Raw genomic sequence first — 18,273 nt, forward strand, 5'->3', positions numbered from 1 at the left:
TTATTTTGCGATAAAAAGCTGAGTCCAATAGGGTGCCATGTTTCCGCTGTTTTCATAACCGATACCGATGTGAGTCATTTCCTCATTCATAATATTCTTTCGGTGGCCTTCACTGTTTAACCATTGATTAACAACATTTTCTGCTGTCTGTTGACCGGCCGCGATGTTTTCAGCTGCAGCCGAATAATCAATACCAAACTGATCTAACATTTCAAATGGCGAACCATATGTTGGTGACGTATGACTAAAGTAACCGTTGTCCGCCATATCAACGGATTTTCTCTGTGCTGCGTCATTCAATTCTTGGTCAATTTTCAAATCGGAAAGGCCATTTTTTTGTCGCGCTTCGTTAGTTAAGCGAACAACTTCCTGGATGATGTTTTTGGTGTCCTGTGATTGATTAACGTTTGGCGTGTTGTTATTATTATTGTTTTGTATTGACATACCGTTGCCATTATTGTTTTGTCCTTGGTTATTGTTATTATTTTGTCCTTGGTTACCACCATTTTGATTAGGTTCGACTTCATTGTTTCTATGATTGTAATTGAACCCACGATCGGTCTCATAAGGAAATTGAGCATTCCCAGCATTATTATCATTATAAAAAGGAAAATCATTTTGGTTGCCATTGTTTTGATTGTTACCGTTATTTTGGGTTCTGTTGTTTTGATTTGCATTGTTCTGATTTGTTCCGTTATTATTACCATCACCATTGTGATTCGGATCAAAGGTGACATTTTCTGGTTCATTTCCGCCATTGTTTTCGGCACCTTGTTCCATATTACAGCCAGTCAATATCATGGCAATTAATATGAAGACATAAAACCATTTTATTTTGAACTTCATTAATTTTAAACCTCCTATACTTGTTTCATTTTTAGTTTAAAACTTCACATAAAAAATATGCTCCCAATAATAGGGAGCATTGCCATATATACGACGTACCAAGCTTTCGGCGCTTTGTAAAAAAATACCTGGGCCGAGTATGGACCAGGTTTTGTCGTTGGACTCGCCATTCTCGGCGTTGGAGTCGCCAATCTTGGCTTTCGATCCGCCAAAAACAGGAGATCACTTACCCAATTTAATCAACTACTTATAATTTAATCGCCACCACTTTCGGTTCAGTCATGGCTTCAATGGAATACCGGACACCTTCACGTCCTAAGCCGGAATGTTTCACCCCGCCAAAGGGCATTTCATCAATTCGATAGTCACTTGAATCATTGACCATAACGCCACCACAATCTAAATGTTGAACCGCATAAAAGGCATGATCAAGGTTTTTAGTAAAAACGCCTGCCTGTAAGCCGTAATCCACATCATTTGATTTTTCAACAGCTTCTTCTAATGAGTCAACCGGATAAACGGTTACAACAGGGCCAAACACTTCCTCTTTCACGATTTGGGCATGCTCTGGTACTTCTGCTAAAACAGTAGGTGAATAAAAGGCACCATCACGAATGCCTCCTGTTAAAAGCCTTCCACCTTCTTGAATGGCGTCATTCACCCAGCTTTCGACCCTTTTGGCCTCATCTTCCTTAATTAAAGGGCCAACATCCGTATTTTCAGATAATTTATCGCCAACATTTAAAGCATTCGTTTGTGAAACTAATCGCTTGGTAAATTCCTCATAAAGATCATTTTCAATATAAATCCGTTGTACACCGATACAATTTTGCCCGACCGCCCCAAATGCGCCCGATACACAGGATGAAACGGCATCCTCTAAATCACAATCGTTTAAAACAATGACCGGTGAATTAGACCCGAGCTCCATCCCAATTTGCTTAACTCCTGCTTGCTGCGCGATTGTTTTACCGACATTTATGCCACCCGTGAACGATACCATTTTAATCGCGGGATGTGTCACAAGCGTTTCACCTAATTCTCTACCTGAACCGGTAATAATGCTGAGCATTCCTTTAGGTAGACCCGCTGCCTCGAAGGCATCAGCTAATAATAGAGCACTTAATGGCGTAACGGTGGCCGGTTTAACGACAATCGCATTACCAGATGCAATCGCTGGACCAACTTTGTGAGCCACTAAGTTTAACGGGTCATTGAATGGTGTAATAGCACCTACAACACCAACGGGAAACCGATAATAATAACCGATTCGATTTTCACTACCTTCATTTTGGTCAAAATTAATGGTTTCGCCTTTTAAACGACGCGCTTCCTCGGCACTAATTTCGAGCGTTTGCATCGCTCTTTTAACCTCACCACGTGCTTCCGTGATCGTTTTACTCCCTTCAGTCGCAATCGTTTGCGCATACAATTCTTTATTCTCTTGAATATATTCAACAGCACCTTTTAAGACTTTGATTCGTTCGTGAGTTGGCCATTCCTGATGTTTTTTAAAGGCTTGCTCCGCTTCATGAATGGCCTGCTCCATATCTTCTTTTGTCGACAAAGGTACCTGTGCCACTAACCGATTGTCCTGTGGGTCATACACGTCAAACGTTTTTTCTTTATCGACCCAATTACCTGCCAACATCATTTTCTCTGCCCTGACCTGTATTTTCATCTCCCTTCACCTCACTATAAAAGAGTTGTTGGTACGACTTTGTTGAACGTGTATCATTTCAATGAGTAACGAAAAACCTGTTTCCTTAAGTCCTGCACCCGCTCCAGTCAACATAATTGGTCCCGCTAAGTCACAATCATACATAATCGCATTTGTTGCACCTTGAATACTCGCTAATGGATGATCATTTGAAATCTTTTCTGGTCCGACAGCTGCTTCGATACCATGAGGTGTCTTTTTGATTCTCGCTAGAAGCTTCCAATGCTTATTCTCCCCTAAAGCTTCTTGAATCATGTCCTGAGTCATTTCACGAATGCCTTCACACGGTATCTCTAAAGCGCTGATTGCCTCACCCATAACATAATGCGACAAAATAGCTGTCTTATATCTCACATCATAGCCTTCAATATCACTCGTCGGGTCCGCTTCAGCATACCCATATTCCTGAGCCTGCTTGAGCGCTTGGTTGAAGGAGAATCCTTTTTCCATTTCCGTTAAGATATAATTCGTCGTGCCATTTAGAATACCAACGACTTCTTTAATGTCATTACCCATTAATGTCGTTTTCGGTAAACGTAAAGCCGGCGTTCCACTCATGACTGTCCCTTCAAATCCAAAGAAACAATCATTTTCATCCGCTAACGCCTGTAATTCTTCAAGCTTTAAGGCTACAGGGCCTTTATTGGTTGTCACAACACTCTTGCCATGTTTGAATGCCGTTTCACAATGCTCAATCGCCGGTTGACCAGTTTGAACATCTGTAAATGTCACTTCAACGATCATATCTGCATTGGTATCTTTAATTGTTTGAATACTGTCGAGGCCATAAGTCTCAGCATTGGAGTATGCTTCAATATTTCCATCTTCCCGTACCGATTGAATTAATTGCGGAACGTCTAAGCCATCGGGATGATAAACTGAACCTTTCATTTTATCAGCTACTGCTACGACTTTGGCTTTTAATCCATATTCTTGTTCTAATTTTTCCTGTCTTTCATGTAAAATCTCAGCGAGTGCCTGACCAACGCCACCAAAACCGATAAAGGCAATATTCATCAAATTCCCCCTTACCCTTTAGCCATTAATTCTTCTGGTAATGATGCAAAAGCTTGCTCGAGATCATTGATTAAATCGTCAATATTTTCTATACCTGCTGAATAACGAATGAGCCCCTCAGGAATTCCCATGGCCGCTCGTTCTTCTGGCGTACATTCGATATGACTTGTTGTTCTCGCCGGACCAACAACCGTCTCAACCGCACCTAAGTTTGCTGCACGATTCGCGAATTGTAGCTTAGGTAACAAGTAGCGGACCGTATCCATACCACCTTTTACAGAAAAGCTCAACATACCACCGAAACCACGCATTTGCTGCTTCGCGATATCATGACCTATATGCTCCTCTAATCCTGGGTAAAAGACATCGTCGACCCAATCAACAGTTTTTAAATATTCCGCTATCTTATGTGCGTTTTCATTTTGTTTTTCAACACGAAGATGAAGCGTTTTCATACCACGGAGTAGTAAATATGCAGCCATTGGATCTAAAGTCGCCCCATTAATTTCACGATAATGGTAAATCTTCTCGACTAAATTCTCTGGTCCACAGACAACGCCACCTAACGCATCAGCGTGACCACCTAAAAATTTCGTCGCACTATGAATCACAAGGTCAACACCTAAGTCAATTGGATTTTGGTTAATCGGAGTCGCAAATGTGTTATCAATAATAACTAAAGCACCTACATCATGACCCGCTTGAACCATGCGTTCGATATCTGTTATTTTAACGGTTGGATTAGTTGGTGTCTCTAAATATAAGATTTTACAGCCCTTCGTAACCTCTGCTTCAATGGCTTCATGATTGCCTGTTTCACAAAGCTCCACATCAATTTGTTTTTGCGGAAGAAATTCAGTGAAAATTTTATTTGTGCCACCGTAAGTGTCCTTGATCGAGACGATTCGATCACCCGGGAATAAAAACGTTTCTAGCGTATTACTAATTGCAGCCATCCCTGTTGAAAAACTTGTTACCGCTTCTGCACCTTCTAAAATACGAATCTTTTCCTCGAACGCCTTAACCGTAGGATTGGTATTTCGGCCATAAATATGACCGTCCTTTTGACCAGTAGCAACTTCATACCACTCATCTAAATCGTCATAGCCGAAAGATACACTATGAATGACCGGCACCTGTGTCGCACCGTGTACTAACTGTTCTTTCTCTCCTGCCCAAAGTGCTTTTGTCCCCATTTTTGATTGTTCCATCTTATCTCCTCCTAACTTATTATCCCATTACTCCCATCCGGTAATTGAAATGGGCTTTGAACTAACAATTCTCTCGGGTAATTGGTAAAGAGCTCAATACCCGTCTCAGTCACTCGAAACGATTCACTCATCTCAAGACCATAATGATCCTCCCAAATACCAGGAATGAAATGAAACGTCATATTCGGCTGTAAAACTGTTTTGTCGCCTTTTCTAATACTTGCGGTATGCTCACCCCAATCTGGTGGATAATTTAAACCAAGGGAATACCCGAGCCGAGATTCTTTTTCAATCCCATACTTACGGGTCGATTTACGCCATGCTTCCTCTAATTCTTCTAAATAAATTCCCGGTTTAACCTTAGCTATAACTTCCTCCATTCCTTCTGCCACAATACTCGCAAGCCGATGATGATACTCAGGAGGTTGACCTATAAAAGCAGTGCGAGCTAATGGACAGTGATACCGCTTATAACAGCCTGCTAACTCAACGATGACGGAATTCCCTTCTTCGAAATAAGCATCACTCCAAGTCAAATGTGGTGTTGAAGTGTTCTCCCCTGTTGGCAACATTGGGACAATCGAAGGATAATCACCCCCAAATTCTTCAGTTCCTTTGACTAATTCAAAGAAAATACTAGCTGCCGCGTCGCACTCACGAGAACCGGTATGAATACTTTGAAGACCCGCTTGCATCGAACGCTCAGCTATCATAGCTGCTTTTCTCATATATTCTATTTCTTGGTCAGACTTATGAATCCTAACCCAGTTGACGAGTAACGTACCATCTTTAAACGTTGCATTCGGCAATTTCGCTTTTAATACTTCGTAAGCTTTAGCCGTAAAATAATATTGCTCTTTTTCAACTGCTATCACGCGATTACCGTGACCAATTTCTTCTAAAATTTCAGCTACGAACTCCATCGGATGATAACGATCCGACTGAACGTAGTAATCTGGATAAGCCATAATGTTTTCATCGTACATCCACGTCTTCGATTTCGCCCCGGTTGCATCCATATAACGACCAATCCAAATTGGCTGCGGTTCATCGATGATAACAACTAACATTTGATGAACATAAAATGACCATGCATCATAGCCTGATAAATAATTCATATTCGCAGGATCCGTAATGAGTAAAACTTCAATGCCCTGCTTCTCCATGCTCTTTTTAGTTCTTTCTAATCGCTCTTGATACTCCAATATATCAAAATCTAGCATCCAACTTTCCTCCCTTCATCAATTAACTGAATATTTGGATTTCTTACTTCTATTGTACGCAGATAGGTGCTAATTTGTAATGATCAAACTGTATGAACTTTTTTAATCAAGTGTTATACAAATTGATTGATATCAATAAAACTCGTCGATTGATGCGACCCTTAAGCGAAATTTCACTTTTGTGCATACTAAAAAAGACTAAACCTTTAAGGCTTAGTCCTTGAATTTATTCAGCATCCAGAGCCGAACACTAAATTCTAATAAAAATGAATCATCCGCATCCACTAACGAAAGCTGCGTTAATTTTTCGATATTACGTAACCGGTAAAGTAATGACTGCCGGTGCAAATTCAATGCTCGCGCAGTTTGACTGACGTTTCCTTTATATTTTTGATAGGTCATAAAGGTTTGAATTAAATCCGTTTTCCTTTTTTGATCGTATTCCACTAAAGGCCTTAAAATTTCTTTAACATGCGTTACAACATGATCCTCTTCCGTCAATATCATAAGCAAACGATTGACTCGTGTTTCCTCAAAAAATGTCCGCTCACCAAATCCATACTGTTTCGTATGAATATCTAACGCCGCCCTCGCCTCCTGGTAGCTTTCATAAAACACATTCCCGCTACCACGATGAAAACCAATACCCCAAGCAAAATCAATATTCGTCAGCTGATCATGAAGCCGGCGCTCCACCATATCCAAAAAATGATTCACATGTTCTTGATACACCTGCTCGTTCGTTTCTAAAAATATGACGACTTCACCCTCATCAAACGTTGACATCGTCGCTCGTTGTAGTTGCTGACTAGCGTGCGTAATCTCCTTTTGCACATAATAATTTAAACTGTGCAAAGACGATTGCATCGAGCGGTCATTTTCATGAGAATACGATTCATCCTCAACCTCTGTTGAGCGAAAATCTCCAACAATACACGCATAAGGAATCGTCAAATCATACCCTAGCAGTGCCCCTTTAGAAATGACTTGCGTCGTCAATTCCTGTTTAACTTTCGCTAAATCTAAAATAAAATTATCTTTTAAGCGAATCTCTGTTGTTTCAATCGCATTTTCAGTTAAAAAATATAATGCACATGCCGTTAATCCGTGCTCTAGGGCATTCATCGTTAACCAAGACAAATCATCCTGTTCATCTGGCATGAACAGTAAATAACCTTGCTTCTTATCATTAGAAAAAATCGTCAGCTCATAGCAAGTCTGACCATTGACCATATATTGATTCAAATGATGGTATAGCGGATGTTCTTCTAGCGGTACTTGAGGTGTTTTTAATTGAGTGATGGTTCCATCCGTGATTCCGTTTAGCGTATTAATAATCGACGTATCGAAATTATAATTCGCTCGGATCATTTGTCTTTGATCACTGATTGCAACTGGCATATTAATTTTTTCATGTAGGATTGATAAAATATCCTGTAAAGCCCCGCCGCTTAAGACACAATCCGTAAGCTGTTGCCTAATCTCCTCGCCCTGCAGTCGTTCTAACTCATTTTCACGGTTAATGGCTTCAATCACTTCTTGAATAACATCTGAAAAACGTATTTTCCAAGGAATTTCAATTAAAATAAATCCCGACCGATCAGCCAATTCAACTACACGTTCAGGGATATCTAAAATATGCCTTCCTGTCGCAACGGTTAAGGCAGAAGCTCCGGATTGAATCACGTCCTGAACAAATTTTTCAAATAAAATGGGATCATCAGCACATCCAATACCAGTCGTTAAGACAAACTCGTGTTTTCTCACAAAGTTTTCAACCGGAACCTCCATGACGGACACCCATTCTACAAGGGTCTCGTTAAGCTCCCGGTGACCAGCAACGACATGGCCTTCCGATAATATATTTAAACCGACAACCTCTTTCATTGAAATCCCCATACCCATCACCATTTTATATGACATAACTATATATTTATTATATAAAGGGCTAGTTCGTACAGTCAATTTAGAATATTAAAATATTTTCCTAATCGCCCAAAAGTCAAAAAAATCGACCGCCAGAAAGGCGGTCAATTTTTCTCATTTTTATTTTCCTACTTCCTCTAACATAAACCAGTAATGCGCGAGTGTTTCCATCCCTTTATCAAAGTTCTCTAAATTAAAGTGCTCATTCGGCGCGTGCAGGTTTTCATCTGGTAGGCCGAATCCCATCAACACAACCGGAACTTGTAAAATGCGGTCTAATTCAGCGACGATAGGAATCGAGCCACCTCCGCGAATATAGGCTGTTTCTTCATTATAAACCTTTTCATAAGCTTTAGCTGCTGTTTGAATAACAGGATGATCAAATGGTGTGACATACGGTTTCCCTTTATCAAACGGCGTCACCGTTACGTTAACACCATCTGGCTTGTTCGCTTCAACATGTTTTGTTAAAAGCTCAACGATTTCCTCTGGATCCTGATCGGGTACAAGGCGACACGTAATTTTCGCCGCAGCTTGAGAAGGTAAAACCGTTTTAATGCCTTCTCCTTGGAAACCGCCATAAATCCCGTTAATTTCTAATGTCGGTCTAACTGATGTGCGCTCGACATAAGAATAACCCTCTTCACCTGCAAATTCTGGGACATCAAGTTCCTTGCGTAATTTTTCTTCATCAAATGGTACGGCAGCAAGCGCTTGACGCTCCTCATCAGATAGCTCTGGAATACGATCATAAAAACCGTCGACTAAAATGTTATGGTTTTCATCACGGAATGAATCTAAGATTTTAACTAATGCATGAATTGGGTTCATCACACCGCCACCGTATTCCCCTGAGTGAAGGTCTCCTTTCGCACCTTGTACGTCAATTTGAATACCGGCTAATCCCCGGAGTCCGTATGTAATCGTTGGTTTGCCTCTCTCAATTAACGCAGAGTCTGATACAACAATCATATCAGCTTTAAGCATATCTTGGTGTTCTTCAGAAAACTTCGGCAAGGTTGGACTTCCGATTTCCTCTTCACCTTCGATTAATACTTTAAAGTTAACTGGTGGTGTATCAACCGTATTTAACACCGCCTCCATCACCTTCATATGCATGAATACCTGGCCTTTGTCATCAGTCGCGCCACGTGCATATAATTTATCATCTTTTATCGTTGCTTCAAACGGATCAGAGTCCCATAGCTCAACAGGATCAACAGGCTGTACATCATAGTGGCCATAGATTAATACCGTTGGCGCATTAGGATTTTTCACAACTTCACCATACACAACTGGCTTACCATCACTTGGCATCACTTCCGCTTTGTCAAAACCGATTTGAACTAAATCATCCTTCACCCACTCAGCCGCTTTAACAACATCATCATGATGTTCGGACAATGAGCTAATACTAGGAATAGCTAAGAAGTCTTTTAATTGATTTAAATGTTTTTCACGATTGTCTTTTAAATATTGAATCACTTGTTCTTGCATGAGCCTACCCCTTTCAAAATTAAAACTTATTATGAATTATCTTATCACTTTCATCATCTCAATTCACGAATGACGCAAAAAAATATCAAATAAAATGTTATAATCACCCTTAAAAAAGGTATTAAAATATAAAAGAAAACTTACTCCCTGGAGTGAACCAAATGAAACGAGCTCTCGTAAAATATATCATTATCATCGTAGCCATCTACATATTTGCTTTTTGGTTATTATTTTTAAGGCCACAACCAACTGTGGAACAAAAGCAGTTCCTAGAAAATGAAAAAGAAGGGCCATTAGTCATCGCCCATCGCGCAGGTGATATGATCGCGCCAGGAAATACTATGACGGCGATTGAAAAATCAGCCGATATAGGCGTTGATATTATTGAAGTGGATATCCATATTACAAAAGATGGCCATCTCGTCTTGATGCATGATCCATCCGTCGACCGTACAACTGATGGATCAGGATTGGTCTCTGAATTTACGTTAGAGGAATTTTTAATGCTGGATGCGGGCTTTCACTTCCTTGATATAAATGGTGAATATTCATTCCGTGGGTTAGGTGTGTATAAACCAACATTACGTGAGGTGTTTGAACGTTATCCCAACATGAAGTATATGCTTGAAATCAAACACACGAACCCACCTGAGTTGTATGACGAAATTGCCGCTAAACTATGGGAATTGATTAAAGAATTTAATATGCATGATCGCGTCATGGTTGCGTCCTTCGATCAAGAAGTCATCGACCAATTTAACCAACTGGCTAATGGTCGCGTAGCTCTTGGGACCGGTGAGCAATCAGCCTTTAACTTTGTCATTACGCATAAATTATTCGCCCGGAACCTGTTCCGACCAACCGGACATGCGCTCCAATTACCACTTAAAAACCGATATTTTCAATTTTTATCAGAAGATATTATTGAAGGGGCACAGCGATTAGGCATGGATGTCCATTATTGGACCGTTAATGATGAGGAATCGATGCGAAAGCTCATTGATGCGGGAGTCGATGGCATCATCACTGATCGGCCTGACTTGTTGATTGATATTTTAGAGGAAAAAGGGTTGAGATAAAGGGTTAATTATTAGAAGAGCGATACGTAAAATTGCCCCAATTCATTATGAATTAGGGCATTGATTATAAAATCTTTACTTATTCTTCAACAACAAATTCTAAACCAGCTGTGAAATTAACATCTTTACCGATTAACACGCCACCTGTTTCCAGAGCAGCGTTCCATTCTAAGCCATAAGCTTCACGGTTAATTTTACCTTCAACATCAAAACCAGCAATCATGTTACCTTGCATTGGGTCCTTAGCTAATCCGTTGAAATCGACTTTGAATGTTTCTTGGTTTGTCGTTCCACGGATAGTTAGATTACCCGTTACTTCATATTCAGAGTCTCCAACTTTATTAACTGAAGTACCTTCGAAAACAATTTTAGGGTGATTTTCTACATCAAAGAAATCCTCTGATTTTAAATGACCATCACGATCTTCGTTGTTGGTTTCAATAGAATCTACATCAATTGAAAAAGTAACCTTCGCTTCTTCAAGGTTATTAATATCTCCCTTGAAATCCACGTCGAAATTTTTGAATTCACCTTTTGCTTTAGAAACCATCATGTGCTTAACGGTAAAGTTAAGAGCACTATGGACTTTGTCTAATTGTACATTTGACATATTATATTCCTCCTTAAAATAATTTACTTACATTATGTAAGTAAGTATATAATTAATATTTATTAACGTCAAGTAAATTTTTCTATTTTAAAAATGTCACTTTTTAGTTATAATATAAATAAAGAGGTGAATAGTATGGCAGATACAAACATTTGCCCGAAATTCGAAAGAGCATTATCAATCATAAATAAACGTTGGACTGGACTAATCATTTTTCAATTACTAACAGGTTCCCAACGCTTTTGTAATATTGAATCTGGCATTGGAATTAGTGGTCGTGTCTTATCAGAACGCTTAAAAGATCTTGAAAAAGAAGGCATCGTTAAACGTACGGTATACGATGAAACCCCAGTTCGCATTGAATATTCATTAACCGAAAAAGGTAAAGCATTAGAACCTGTGTTACGCGAAATGCGAAACTGGTCTGATCAATGGGTGACAACTGATAAGCATGAAGTGATGTAATGAGTGAGTCCAAACTTTTTGGGCTCATTTTTTATGTTGCGGTTAAAGATTTACCAACTCTTATATTATAAGAGAGGTGGGGTTATTGTGACAAAAGTATTTAGTGATGTTTTGACGTTTAGAGGAAATCATTATGATTTTGGCTTTATGCAAGGGGAACTACTTAGAAATTCTCCAATATTACCAAACAGGCATAAACAATGGGCTTCTAAACGAAAACGTCATTTTTCCATAAATGAACAAGAATCAATCGATATACTGAGAAATTTCATACCTGGCATGTTGGATGAAATTAAAGGATTGGCAGATGCCTTGAACTGGGAGATGAAAGATGCACTTAGAGAATTCGGAGGCTACTATATTGATTATAACCGAAGTGGTTGCTCCATATTTTCGCAATCAGATTTTTTAATTCGTAATTATGATAGCCATCCCGCAGGCTACGAAGGAAGATATGTCATTTATCAGCCGACGGATTCTGGCTATGCTGTTATTGGTCCATCTATGCAAATCACTGGAAGAATTGACGGGATGAACGAAAAAGGCCTCGTCATGGGATATAATTTTACGAATCGTGTTGGTTCTGATGATGGATTTGTATGCAATATGATAGGGCGTATTATTTTAGAAACTTGCGCGAATGTTCATGAGGCAATCGGATTACTAAACGAAATCCCTCATCGTACTTCATTTAATTACGTCTTATTAGATCAAAATGGCGAATCATATGTAGTCGAGGCTTCCCCTAGGTCAGTCGCTGCCAGAAAATCTTCCATAAGTACTAACCATTTTGAACTGCTTACAGAAGAAAACCGGAATCGTATGGATGATTCAATCAGAAGGCAAGAACTTTTAAAACAGATTCAAAATGATTCGAATGTCTTTCAATCCTTTCGTTTATTAAATGATACTGAACAAGACATTTTTTCATCAAAATATGACGCCTGGGCCGGAACTCTGCACACCTCGGGCTATCAACCAAAAGAAAAAAGGGCTTGGATTGCGATTGGTTCTAAGCGCATGCCCGTCATCTTTGACTTTGACCGTTTTCTTAACGGAGAAGAAATTAATGTCACGAAAATCAAAGGAATACTTGCTTTTGATACACCATTTGCTAATATGGAAAAATTATATGAGTAGAGCTGCTTAATTTAAAATGATTTCATTAAAGTAGAGCATCAAATTGAAAATAATTTGATGCTCACAATATTTTATCGTTAAAAGCTAATAATTGAAAACTCATACCTAATTGTCAAAGCATTGCCTTATACCAATCACCTATAACTGTAACTTGTAAATCATCAATTATTTTTTTCTTCACACTAATATCTGGATTTAACAAAAACATGTCATCCTGCACCATTTTATTCACTTTTGATCTTGAAATATTAAAGATTTCCGCTATGAATTTATCAACCCTAAGACCAAAGTCGTATTTACAGCGAATTTTAATTGTAATCCCGTCAGAAGTTGAATCAAGCATATCTTTTCTTAACTCGTACCGTATATCCGTATTCACATCATGGCATAGTTTTCGTAATTGATTGATTTGAAAGGCATATTGCCAGATTGTCTCTAAATCATTATTCATAAACTTCTGATGTTCTAAAGAATCAATTTTATTGACATTTACTCTAGATATAATTGGGTAATTCCAGGTTTCCTCACAGTGTAAACAATTATAAATAAGCCAAATATCCACGATTTTCTGATTCGCATTCACCCTGAATTTCTCACTACAGTAGAATTCTGTGTTCCTTTTACATTTACTACAATTTCGTATGACATAAGGCGTTTCTTGGGGAATGATCTCATAAATTAATAATTTATTTAAATTCACTCCGCTCCTCCTCTTTATTCAGAGGAACGCCAATAACGGTTGACGGAGAAGATTTCCCATAAAAAAAGCGGAATACCCTACAGGAATCCCACTCGGAATAAAACAACTAATTATCCTGCGTTCCTGTAATGGCTAAAAATAGGCACACTTCTCCCGTGATTGAACAAAATAATCAAAAAAGAAATGTACGATAAAGTTACTTAACCATTACAAGTATGTTGGCAAATCTAAATCCACCTTCCATATTTCTCCTATAGATTATGGTACCAGTATTGTGATCTATGTCAATATATACTTATCCATACATCTTCAATTTATCTAACTTATATTAATAGTTCTAAACTCTCATATTCTCTACCATTATCATCGAATTTCATATCAACTTTTCGGAACCCTAAACTACTCCAAAGGTCTTATTTAATAATTACTAAGTACATAATCTTGATTTCTTTTACAATGACTACAGTTGATTTGTACATAATTATTTTCCTTACCACAAACACATAACCAGGATTTCTCATACTCCTTTGGATAAGTAACGATATCATGCTCTCCTGTTTGCTTTTTTAATTCTTCGGCGTCTTTAATGTTTTGTTTGATCTTATACAAATGATTTAGTTTTTCGTCATACTCTTCATGTGTTAGCAATCCTTTTGCCCTTAATTCTTGTAAATCATCTTCTGCTTGGCTATATTTTATATCATCCCTATAATGCTTAAGTTTATGGAAAACTTCTGAATTACTTATTAGACCAAACTTTTGTAGTTTCTTCATTTTTTTCGTCTTGTCATCTTCATTGAGTTCCTTTAAATACTTATGCGTATCATTTAACTGGAAAAGTATTAAAATCAAAAGTATTACAATCGCAATTAATAATAAGATAACTATCACTAAATCACTCTCCTATTTTTAAACGCCTACCTCCAAATTACTTTAGGCACTCACTGAGAAATCTAGAAAAGGTTAAGTTTAAATTAAAGCTCCAACGTCTTGTATACTTCTCCAATGATACCTTTTAACTGATGAATCCCCAAATTTGTATTTGTCATAATAACTGCCCATAAGGATACATCACTAATAAACTCTGATACCCTTCTCCCCATCCAAGTGATGAAACCTCATACTCCTATTCAGAATCATCAATAAAAACGCCTAAACCTGTGTATGGATTACACACTTGTGGTGAAATCATTTTTTTAACATATCAGCGGAAAAACTTATGACACTGTTACCATTTAGAGCATCACTTAACTCAACAACCAACTTAGCTAAATCACTTGGGAAGTTGAGGCCATGCCCGCGGAAAGCGTCCGCCGATAGCGAATCAATATCATACTAAATAGCAACAAAGTTTGCGAAAAGAGCCTTTAATAATAATTATTGACCCAAAACATGAAAGCCCCCGATTCTCGGATTTCTTAAAATATCTTGGGGGTCTTACTTTATTATGGAAAATAATAGCATCATAATGATCTTTCGGGTAACATAACATTCGTCCTAAACCTGAAAAATTCGATTCTAATAACCACCATTTTCTCTTATACCACACTTTTTTATCCGTTGTTTGACTTTCACTATCTAATGGGAGAAACAAATCATATGCTGATGAATCTAATAACAACTCTTCTAAATGGTTTTCTTTCATGAAAAATATTTCTAATTCTACTCGTATTTGTGTCGCGAAATTCCCACTTCCCGCATATAGTCCTATTGCATAAAAATCATCAGGATACTTTTTTTGTAACCAATACCCAACAGATTTAATCCCTAATAATTTTGCATATAGGGATTGTCTTTTTCGTATATGAAAATTATGAGCCCATACAATGATTTTCTCATTTTTATAAAAATGTTTCATCAGCCATTCTAAATTTTGGAACATATTAAAACCTCTTTGAACTCCAGAGGACAGATAACCTTTTAAGTTAATCTGTAACCAATTCATCCTATCTTGCATTCCTTTTTGAATTAATTGTAGCATCCTTTGTACTTCATGGTTTGTGAAAATTTCATACTTGATATCTATTAATCTTATTAGGCTTTCATATTCTTCAATTGCAAACTTCATCTTCTTTTTTAAGGGTTTTGTTATCTTTACCAGCATTTCATCCTGCAATTCAAAGTAAAGTTCTTCAACTATTTTCATCTTTTCATAGAGTTCATGATCCGTATGATTTTTTAACCACTTTATCATATGTTCAGATACGAGAGGATAAGTAGGTTGTGGATCCATCCCGGAAATTCTGATAGACTGAGCCCATTTCTCACTAAACAGGGGTTTCATTTCTTCATTATGATAAATGTCTAATAAGGAGTTTGGGATTTGTATCTCAGGAGGGTAGTCGTTTAGATATTCTTTGCAAAGGGTAGCTTCTAACAAACCGCTTTCCAAAACAACAACGTTAAATCCATGGTGTTGATGTAGATAACGAATTAAATCAATTTTGGTTTAAAGTAATCACCTATTCCATGTGAGTTTTCACCAAGAAGAATAATACGCTTATCTTCTATATAACGGTCAATATATGAAAAATCATTTCTGTCCCCTATTTCAGATGCAGATTTTTTAATTTGATTGATCCATTTATTTTTAGCGCTGCTCCCGACAAAATTCAAGGCTCGTCCTCCCCCGGATTTATAGAAACTTTAATAGTTCTTATTAAGATTTTCTACTTCCAATTGCCTAAGAATAAATTTATTTATTTTACCATTATCTTTCAATTTCCACGATTAGTTTGTCCCTACAATTAAGACTGCAATTGAAAAAAGTAGTTCATTTAAGGATGCAATAACCCTATTAGATTACTTCTTTAACGGTTCACCGTAAATTACATGCCAATGCAAATGTTTAGAGTCTTGATAATCACCTAAATTGGTCAAGACACGACATGCTCCGTATTCGTCTTTTACCATTGCAGCAACTTCCTTGATGACCTCGAAAAGTTCAATTAATAGATTATTTTCATTTTCTTTAAGTGTAATTAAAGATGATATATGTTTCTTAGGAATTGCCACAATATGTACAGGGTAGAATGGCCTTGTATGATAGTATGCTAATACATTATCAGTCTCCATCACTTTATCCACTTTTGTTTTACCACTCAGTACCTCGTCACAATAAAAATCCTCAGTCATGATATCCTCCTTTTGATCTGTATTTCGCCTTTCTTCTCTTTTCAAATTTATCTACTCATATATTTACTATACAGATTTAGTCCAGTAGCACCGACGACTAACGAGATAACCATAATGACATAAATCTCCTCTTTATTTCTAGCACCTGCTGAAATGTCAATCATTAACCAAACTACTTCAATAAACATAATAAAATTCCAGCCTAGATAAGCCCACAACAATTTCATTTTAATCTACCCCGTCTCAAAATATTTTAAATTATATTTAATATCTGAATAATAAGTAATATTTGAAAATTATATTACCACAAAACCATAAAACTAAAAATTATTTACCCAATATTCACTTTAATATTACGTTAATACTTGTGGAAATTGAAAGATTTGCAGAATTTATATGGTAAAATAAAATGTGTTGTCTATTACAACTAAGACTGTGGTAAAAGGAGTTTTATCTAATGGAAAGTATATTAAAGAAATCAGGTATTTATGGATTCGTGTTTGGATTGGCTATTTCTATTCTACTTGTCAGTTATAAGGATGTTATACAAGTAAGTAATGGAGGTTATGTAACCACTTATAAGCCTGTATTTGAATACATAATATCAATTTTACGTTTCGGAATCATTGGCATGTTTTTAGGTCTTTTTATTGGCTGGAAGCTTTACGAAAGAAACAATAAAACGGAACAGGAAAAATCATATTATCTTCCATTCTTTTTTGCTGTTTTTCTTGTTTCAATTATCATGATGGTTGTTTTTAATTGGTAATGATACTTCCCTAACGGGGGATTTCCTTTAATAATTACATAAATGTAAAACGGAACTATAGAAATGAGCATCAAATTGTTTTGTAATTCAATGCCCATTAAATGTATGCACTCAAAACTGAATTCTTATTTCACTATTTATCTCCACATTTTTTAAGAAGTTGATGTCACGCTAAATTTATCAGTGAGTTCATATATTTTGTCTATAATTTTTTGTTCATAATCATCAGTTAAACTAACCGTTTCCTGTGCCAATTTCGACAGTTCGTCATGGTGGCCAATCATAACGCTGTGTAACGCGTGATTGAACATTGGTAAATCATTGGCATCGTTACCAAAAGCAACAAAACTATTGTCTTTAACACCTAATTCTCTTAATGCAGCCCATTTATTAATTCCATTCGGACTTATATCAAGGACTTCTTCATGACGGTGTTTATTAATGAAAACATCTAATTTAAATAATTCCTCTTCTAATTGATTAAACTGTTTAGCTGAGAAAATCAATACCTTAATAATCGGATTTAGATCATCAAGTTGAACTGAATTAGCTAAATGATCAGGGTCAACATTTTGTAGTATCGGGTGATTATGATGCCCTGTATAAGCATAATCCCATTTGCCATCTATTAAATAAGTAGCATTGTATTTTTCTATCAATTCTTTTATATCATTACTGTCTTGTTGAGAAAATGCTTCGGTGTGTATAACCTTTCCATTTTTATAAATAAGTGAACCATTGCCACCAATCATTGAATAGTGGTGGTAATCCTCATGAATGACTGGTAACATATCATGAACCGGTCTGGCTGATGCAAAATAACCTCATGACCTTTTGTTGTGATGTCTTCAAGTGATCTCAATATTTTTTCTGATATAGGTTTCCCTTTAAAACAAATAGTTCCGTCTAAATCTAATACAAATTTCATAATCATG

Annotated in this window: 18 protein-coding genes and 1 pseudogene; 4 read left to right on the forward strand and 15 right to left on the reverse strand. The window is 37.1% G+C overall.

Annotated elements, in window-relative coordinates:
• From BLP77_RS04200 to BLP77_RS04230, 7 genes are all read right to left on the reverse strand, one after another.
• Positions 1-846: a CAP domain-containing protein gene (locus BLP77_RS04200; RefSeq protein ID WP_245686798.1), complete on the reverse strand. Its 846-nt coding sequence runs from the start codon at positions 844-846 to the stop codon at positions 1-3.
• A gap of 247 nt (positions 847-1,093) precedes the next feature.
• Positions 1,094-2,527 carry an aldehyde dehydrogenase family protein gene (locus BLP77_RS04205; protein WP_093855859.1) on the reverse strand — a complete coding sequence of 478 codons (1,434 nt, stop codon included), beginning with the start codon at positions 2,525-2,527 and terminating at the stop codon, positions 1,094-1,096.
• Between the two features lie 6 nt (positions 2,528-2,533).
• Positions 2,534-3,583 (reverse strand): homoserine dehydrogenase, encoded by a 1,050-nt coding sequence (locus BLP77_RS04210; RefSeq protein WP_093855860.1) that lies wholly within the window; start codon positions 3,581-3,583, stop codon positions 2,534-2,536.
• A gap of 11 nt (positions 3,584-3,594) precedes the next feature.
• Positions 3,595-4,794: a cystathionine gamma-synthase family protein gene (locus BLP77_RS04215; RefSeq protein ID WP_093855861.1), complete on the reverse strand. Its 1,200-nt coding sequence runs from the start codon at positions 4,792-4,794 to the stop codon at positions 3,595-3,597.
• Between the two features lie 11 nt (positions 4,795-4,805).
• The gene (locus BLP77_RS04220; protein ID WP_093855862.1) at positions 4,806-6,017 is read right to left on the reverse strand and encodes a M24 family metallopeptidase; all 1,212 of its coding nucleotides are present in this window, start codon (positions 6,015-6,017) and stop codon (positions 4,806-4,808) included.
• Positions 6,018-6,230: 213 nt separating this feature from the next.
• Positions 6,231-7,904 carry a PucR family transcriptional regulator gene (locus tag BLP77_RS04225; RefSeq protein ID WP_245686799.1) on the reverse strand — a complete coding sequence of 558 codons (1,674 nt, stop codon included), beginning with the start codon at positions 7,902-7,904 and terminating at the stop codon, positions 6,231-6,233.
• 159 nt (positions 7,905-8,063) lie between these two features.
• Positions 8,064-9,440, reverse strand: coding sequence for a dipeptidase (locus tag BLP77_RS04230; protein ID WP_093855864.1), 1,377 nt, complete (start codon positions 9,438-9,440; stop codon positions 8,064-8,066).
• A 161-nt stretch (positions 9,441-9,601) separates the two neighbouring features.
• On the opposite strand from BLP77_RS04230, the gene BLP77_RS04235 reads away from it, so the two are divergent.
• The gene (locus tag BLP77_RS04235; RefSeq protein ID WP_093855865.1) at positions 9,602-10,519 is read left to right on the forward strand and encodes a glycerophosphodiester phosphodiesterase family protein; all 918 of its coding nucleotides are present in this window, start codon (positions 9,602-9,604) and stop codon (positions 10,517-10,519) included.
• 79 nt (positions 10,520-10,598) lie between these two features.
• Here the strand turns inward: BLP77_RS04235 and BLP77_RS04240 are convergent, their stop codons facing one another.
• Complete coding sequence (locus BLP77_RS04240; protein WP_093855866.1) at positions 10,599-11,129, reverse strand: YceI family protein; 531 nt, start codon at positions 11,127-11,129, stop codon at positions 10,599-10,601.
• A 135-nt stretch (positions 11,130-11,264) separates the two neighbouring features.
• Here BLP77_RS04240 and BLP77_RS04245 point away from each other — a divergent pair, with 135 nt between their 5' ends.
• Positions 11,265-11,594: a winged helix-turn-helix transcriptional regulator gene (locus BLP77_RS04245; protein ID WP_093855867.1), complete on the forward strand. Its 330-nt coding sequence runs from the start codon at positions 11,265-11,267 to the stop codon at positions 11,592-11,594.
• A gap of 87 nt (positions 11,595-11,681) precedes the next feature.
• Positions 11,682-12,734, forward strand: a complete 1,053-nt coding sequence (locus BLP77_RS04250; RefSeq protein WP_093855868.1) for a C45 family autoproteolytic acyltransferase/hydrolase — start codon at positions 11,682-11,684, stop codon at positions 12,732-12,734.
• Positions 12,735-12,846: 112 nt separating this feature from the next.
• Here the strand turns inward: BLP77_RS04250 and BLP77_RS04255 are convergent, their stop codons facing one another.
• From BLP77_RS04255 to BLP77_RS04285, 6 genes are all read right to left on the reverse strand, one after another.
• Positions 12,847-13,317 (reverse strand): DUF1062 domain-containing protein, encoded by a 471-nt coding sequence (locus BLP77_RS04255; RefSeq protein WP_245686800.1) that lies wholly within the window; start codon positions 13,315-13,317, stop codon positions 12,847-12,849.
• 534 nt (positions 13,318-13,851) lie between these two features.
• On the reverse strand, positions 13,852-14,325 hold the full coding sequence (locus BLP77_RS04260) for a hypothetical protein (RefSeq protein ID WP_093855870.1): 474 nt from the start codon (positions 14,323-14,325) through the stop codon (positions 13,852-13,854).
• Between the two features lie 439 nt (positions 14,326-14,764).
• Entirely contained in the window at positions 14,765-15,877 is a 1,113-nt protein-coding gene (locus BLP77_RS04270) for an erythromycin esterase family protein (RefSeq protein ID WP_093855871.1), read from the reverse strand.
• Positions 15,868-16,050, reverse strand: a complete 183-nt coding sequence (locus BLP77_RS04275; protein ID WP_093855872.1) for a hypothetical protein — start codon at positions 16,048-16,050, stop codon at positions 15,868-15,870. Before BLP77_RS04275 ends, BLP77_RS04270 begins: the two co-directional genes overlap by 10 nt.
• Positions 16,051-16,236: 186 nt before the next feature.
• Positions 16,237-16,569 (reverse strand): HIT family protein, encoded by a 333-nt coding sequence (locus BLP77_RS04280; protein ID WP_093855873.1) that lies wholly within the window; start codon positions 16,567-16,569, stop codon positions 16,237-16,239.
• A gap of 47 nt (positions 16,570-16,616) precedes the next feature.
• A complete protein-coding gene (locus BLP77_RS04285; protein ID WP_093855874.1) occupies positions 16,617-16,796 on the reverse strand; it encodes a hypothetical protein in 180 nt (59 codons plus the stop codon).
• Positions 16,797-17,026: 230 nt separating this feature from the next.
• Here BLP77_RS04285 and BLP77_RS04290 point away from each other — a divergent pair, with 230 nt between their 5' ends.
• Positions 17,027-17,338 (forward strand): hypothetical protein, encoded by a 312-nt coding sequence (locus tag BLP77_RS04290; RefSeq protein ID WP_093855875.1) that lies wholly within the window; start codon positions 17,027-17,029, stop codon positions 17,336-17,338.
• 152 nt (positions 17,339-17,490) lie between these two features.
• On the opposite strand, the pseudogene BLP77_RS04295 reads toward BLP77_RS04290, so the two are convergent.
• Positions 17,491-18,266: pseudogene (locus BLP77_RS04295) on the reverse strand (HAD-IIB family hydrolase).
• Positions 18,267-18,273: the final 7 nt, after the last annotated feature.

Source organism: Tenuibacillus multivorans (assembly GCF_900103915.1).
Lineage (GTDB): Bacteria > Bacillota > Bacilli > Bacillales > Alkalibacillaceae > Tenuibacillus > Tenuibacillus multivorans.

Excerpts from the sequence above, each read along its gene's own strand:
- BLP77_RS04290 (WP_093855875.1), top strand. The coding sequence starts at position 17,027 with ATGGAAAGTATATTAAAGAAATCAGGTATTTATGGATTCGTGTTTGGA.
- BLP77_RS04245 (WP_093855867.1), top strand. The coding sequence starts at position 11,265 with ATGGCAGATACAAACATTTGCCCGAAATTCGAAAGAGCATTATCAATC.
- BLP77_RS04285 (WP_093855874.1), bottom strand. The coding sequence starts at position 16,796 with ATGAAATTGTTGTGGGCTTATCTAGGCTGGAATTTTATTATGTTTATT.
- BLP77_RS04205 (WP_093855859.1), bottom strand. The coding sequence starts at position 2,527 with ATGAAAATACAGGTCAGGGCAGAGAAAATGATGTTGGCAGGTAATTGG.
- BLP77_RS04215 (WP_093855861.1), bottom strand. The coding sequence starts at position 4,794 with ATGGAACAATCAAAAATGGGGACAAAAGCACTTTGGGCAGGAGAGAAA.
- BLP77_RS04200 (WP_245686798.1), bottom strand. The coding sequence starts at position 846 with ATGAAGTTCAAAATAAAATGGTTTTATGTCTTCATATTAATTGCCATG.
- BLP77_RS04230 (WP_093855864.1), bottom strand. The coding sequence starts at position 9,440 with ATGCAAGAACAAGTGATTCAATATTTAAAAGACAATCGTGAAAAACAT.
- BLP77_RS04235 (WP_093855865.1), top strand. The coding sequence starts at position 9,602 with ATGAAACGAGCTCTCGTAAAATATATCATTATCATCGTAGCCATCTAC.
- BLP77_RS04220 (WP_093855862.1), bottom strand. The coding sequence starts at position 6,017 with ATGCTAGATTTTGATATATTGGAGTATCAAGAGCGATTAGAAAGAACT.
- BLP77_RS04225 (WP_245686799.1), bottom strand. The coding sequence starts at position 7,904 with ATGAAAGAGGTTGTCGGTTTAAATATATTATCGGAAGGCCATGTCGTT.
- BLP77_RS04280 (WP_093855873.1), bottom strand. The coding sequence starts at position 16,569 with ATGACTGAGGATTTTTATTGTGACGAGGTACTGAGTGGTAAAACAAAA.
- BLP77_RS04240 (WP_093855866.1), bottom strand. The coding sequence starts at position 11,129 with ATGTCAAATGTACAATTAGACAAAGTCCATAGTGCTCTTAACTTTACC.
- BLP77_RS04210 (WP_093855860.1), bottom strand. The coding sequence starts at position 3,583 with ATGAATATTGCCTTTATCGGTTTTGGTGGCGTTGGTCAGGCACTCGCT.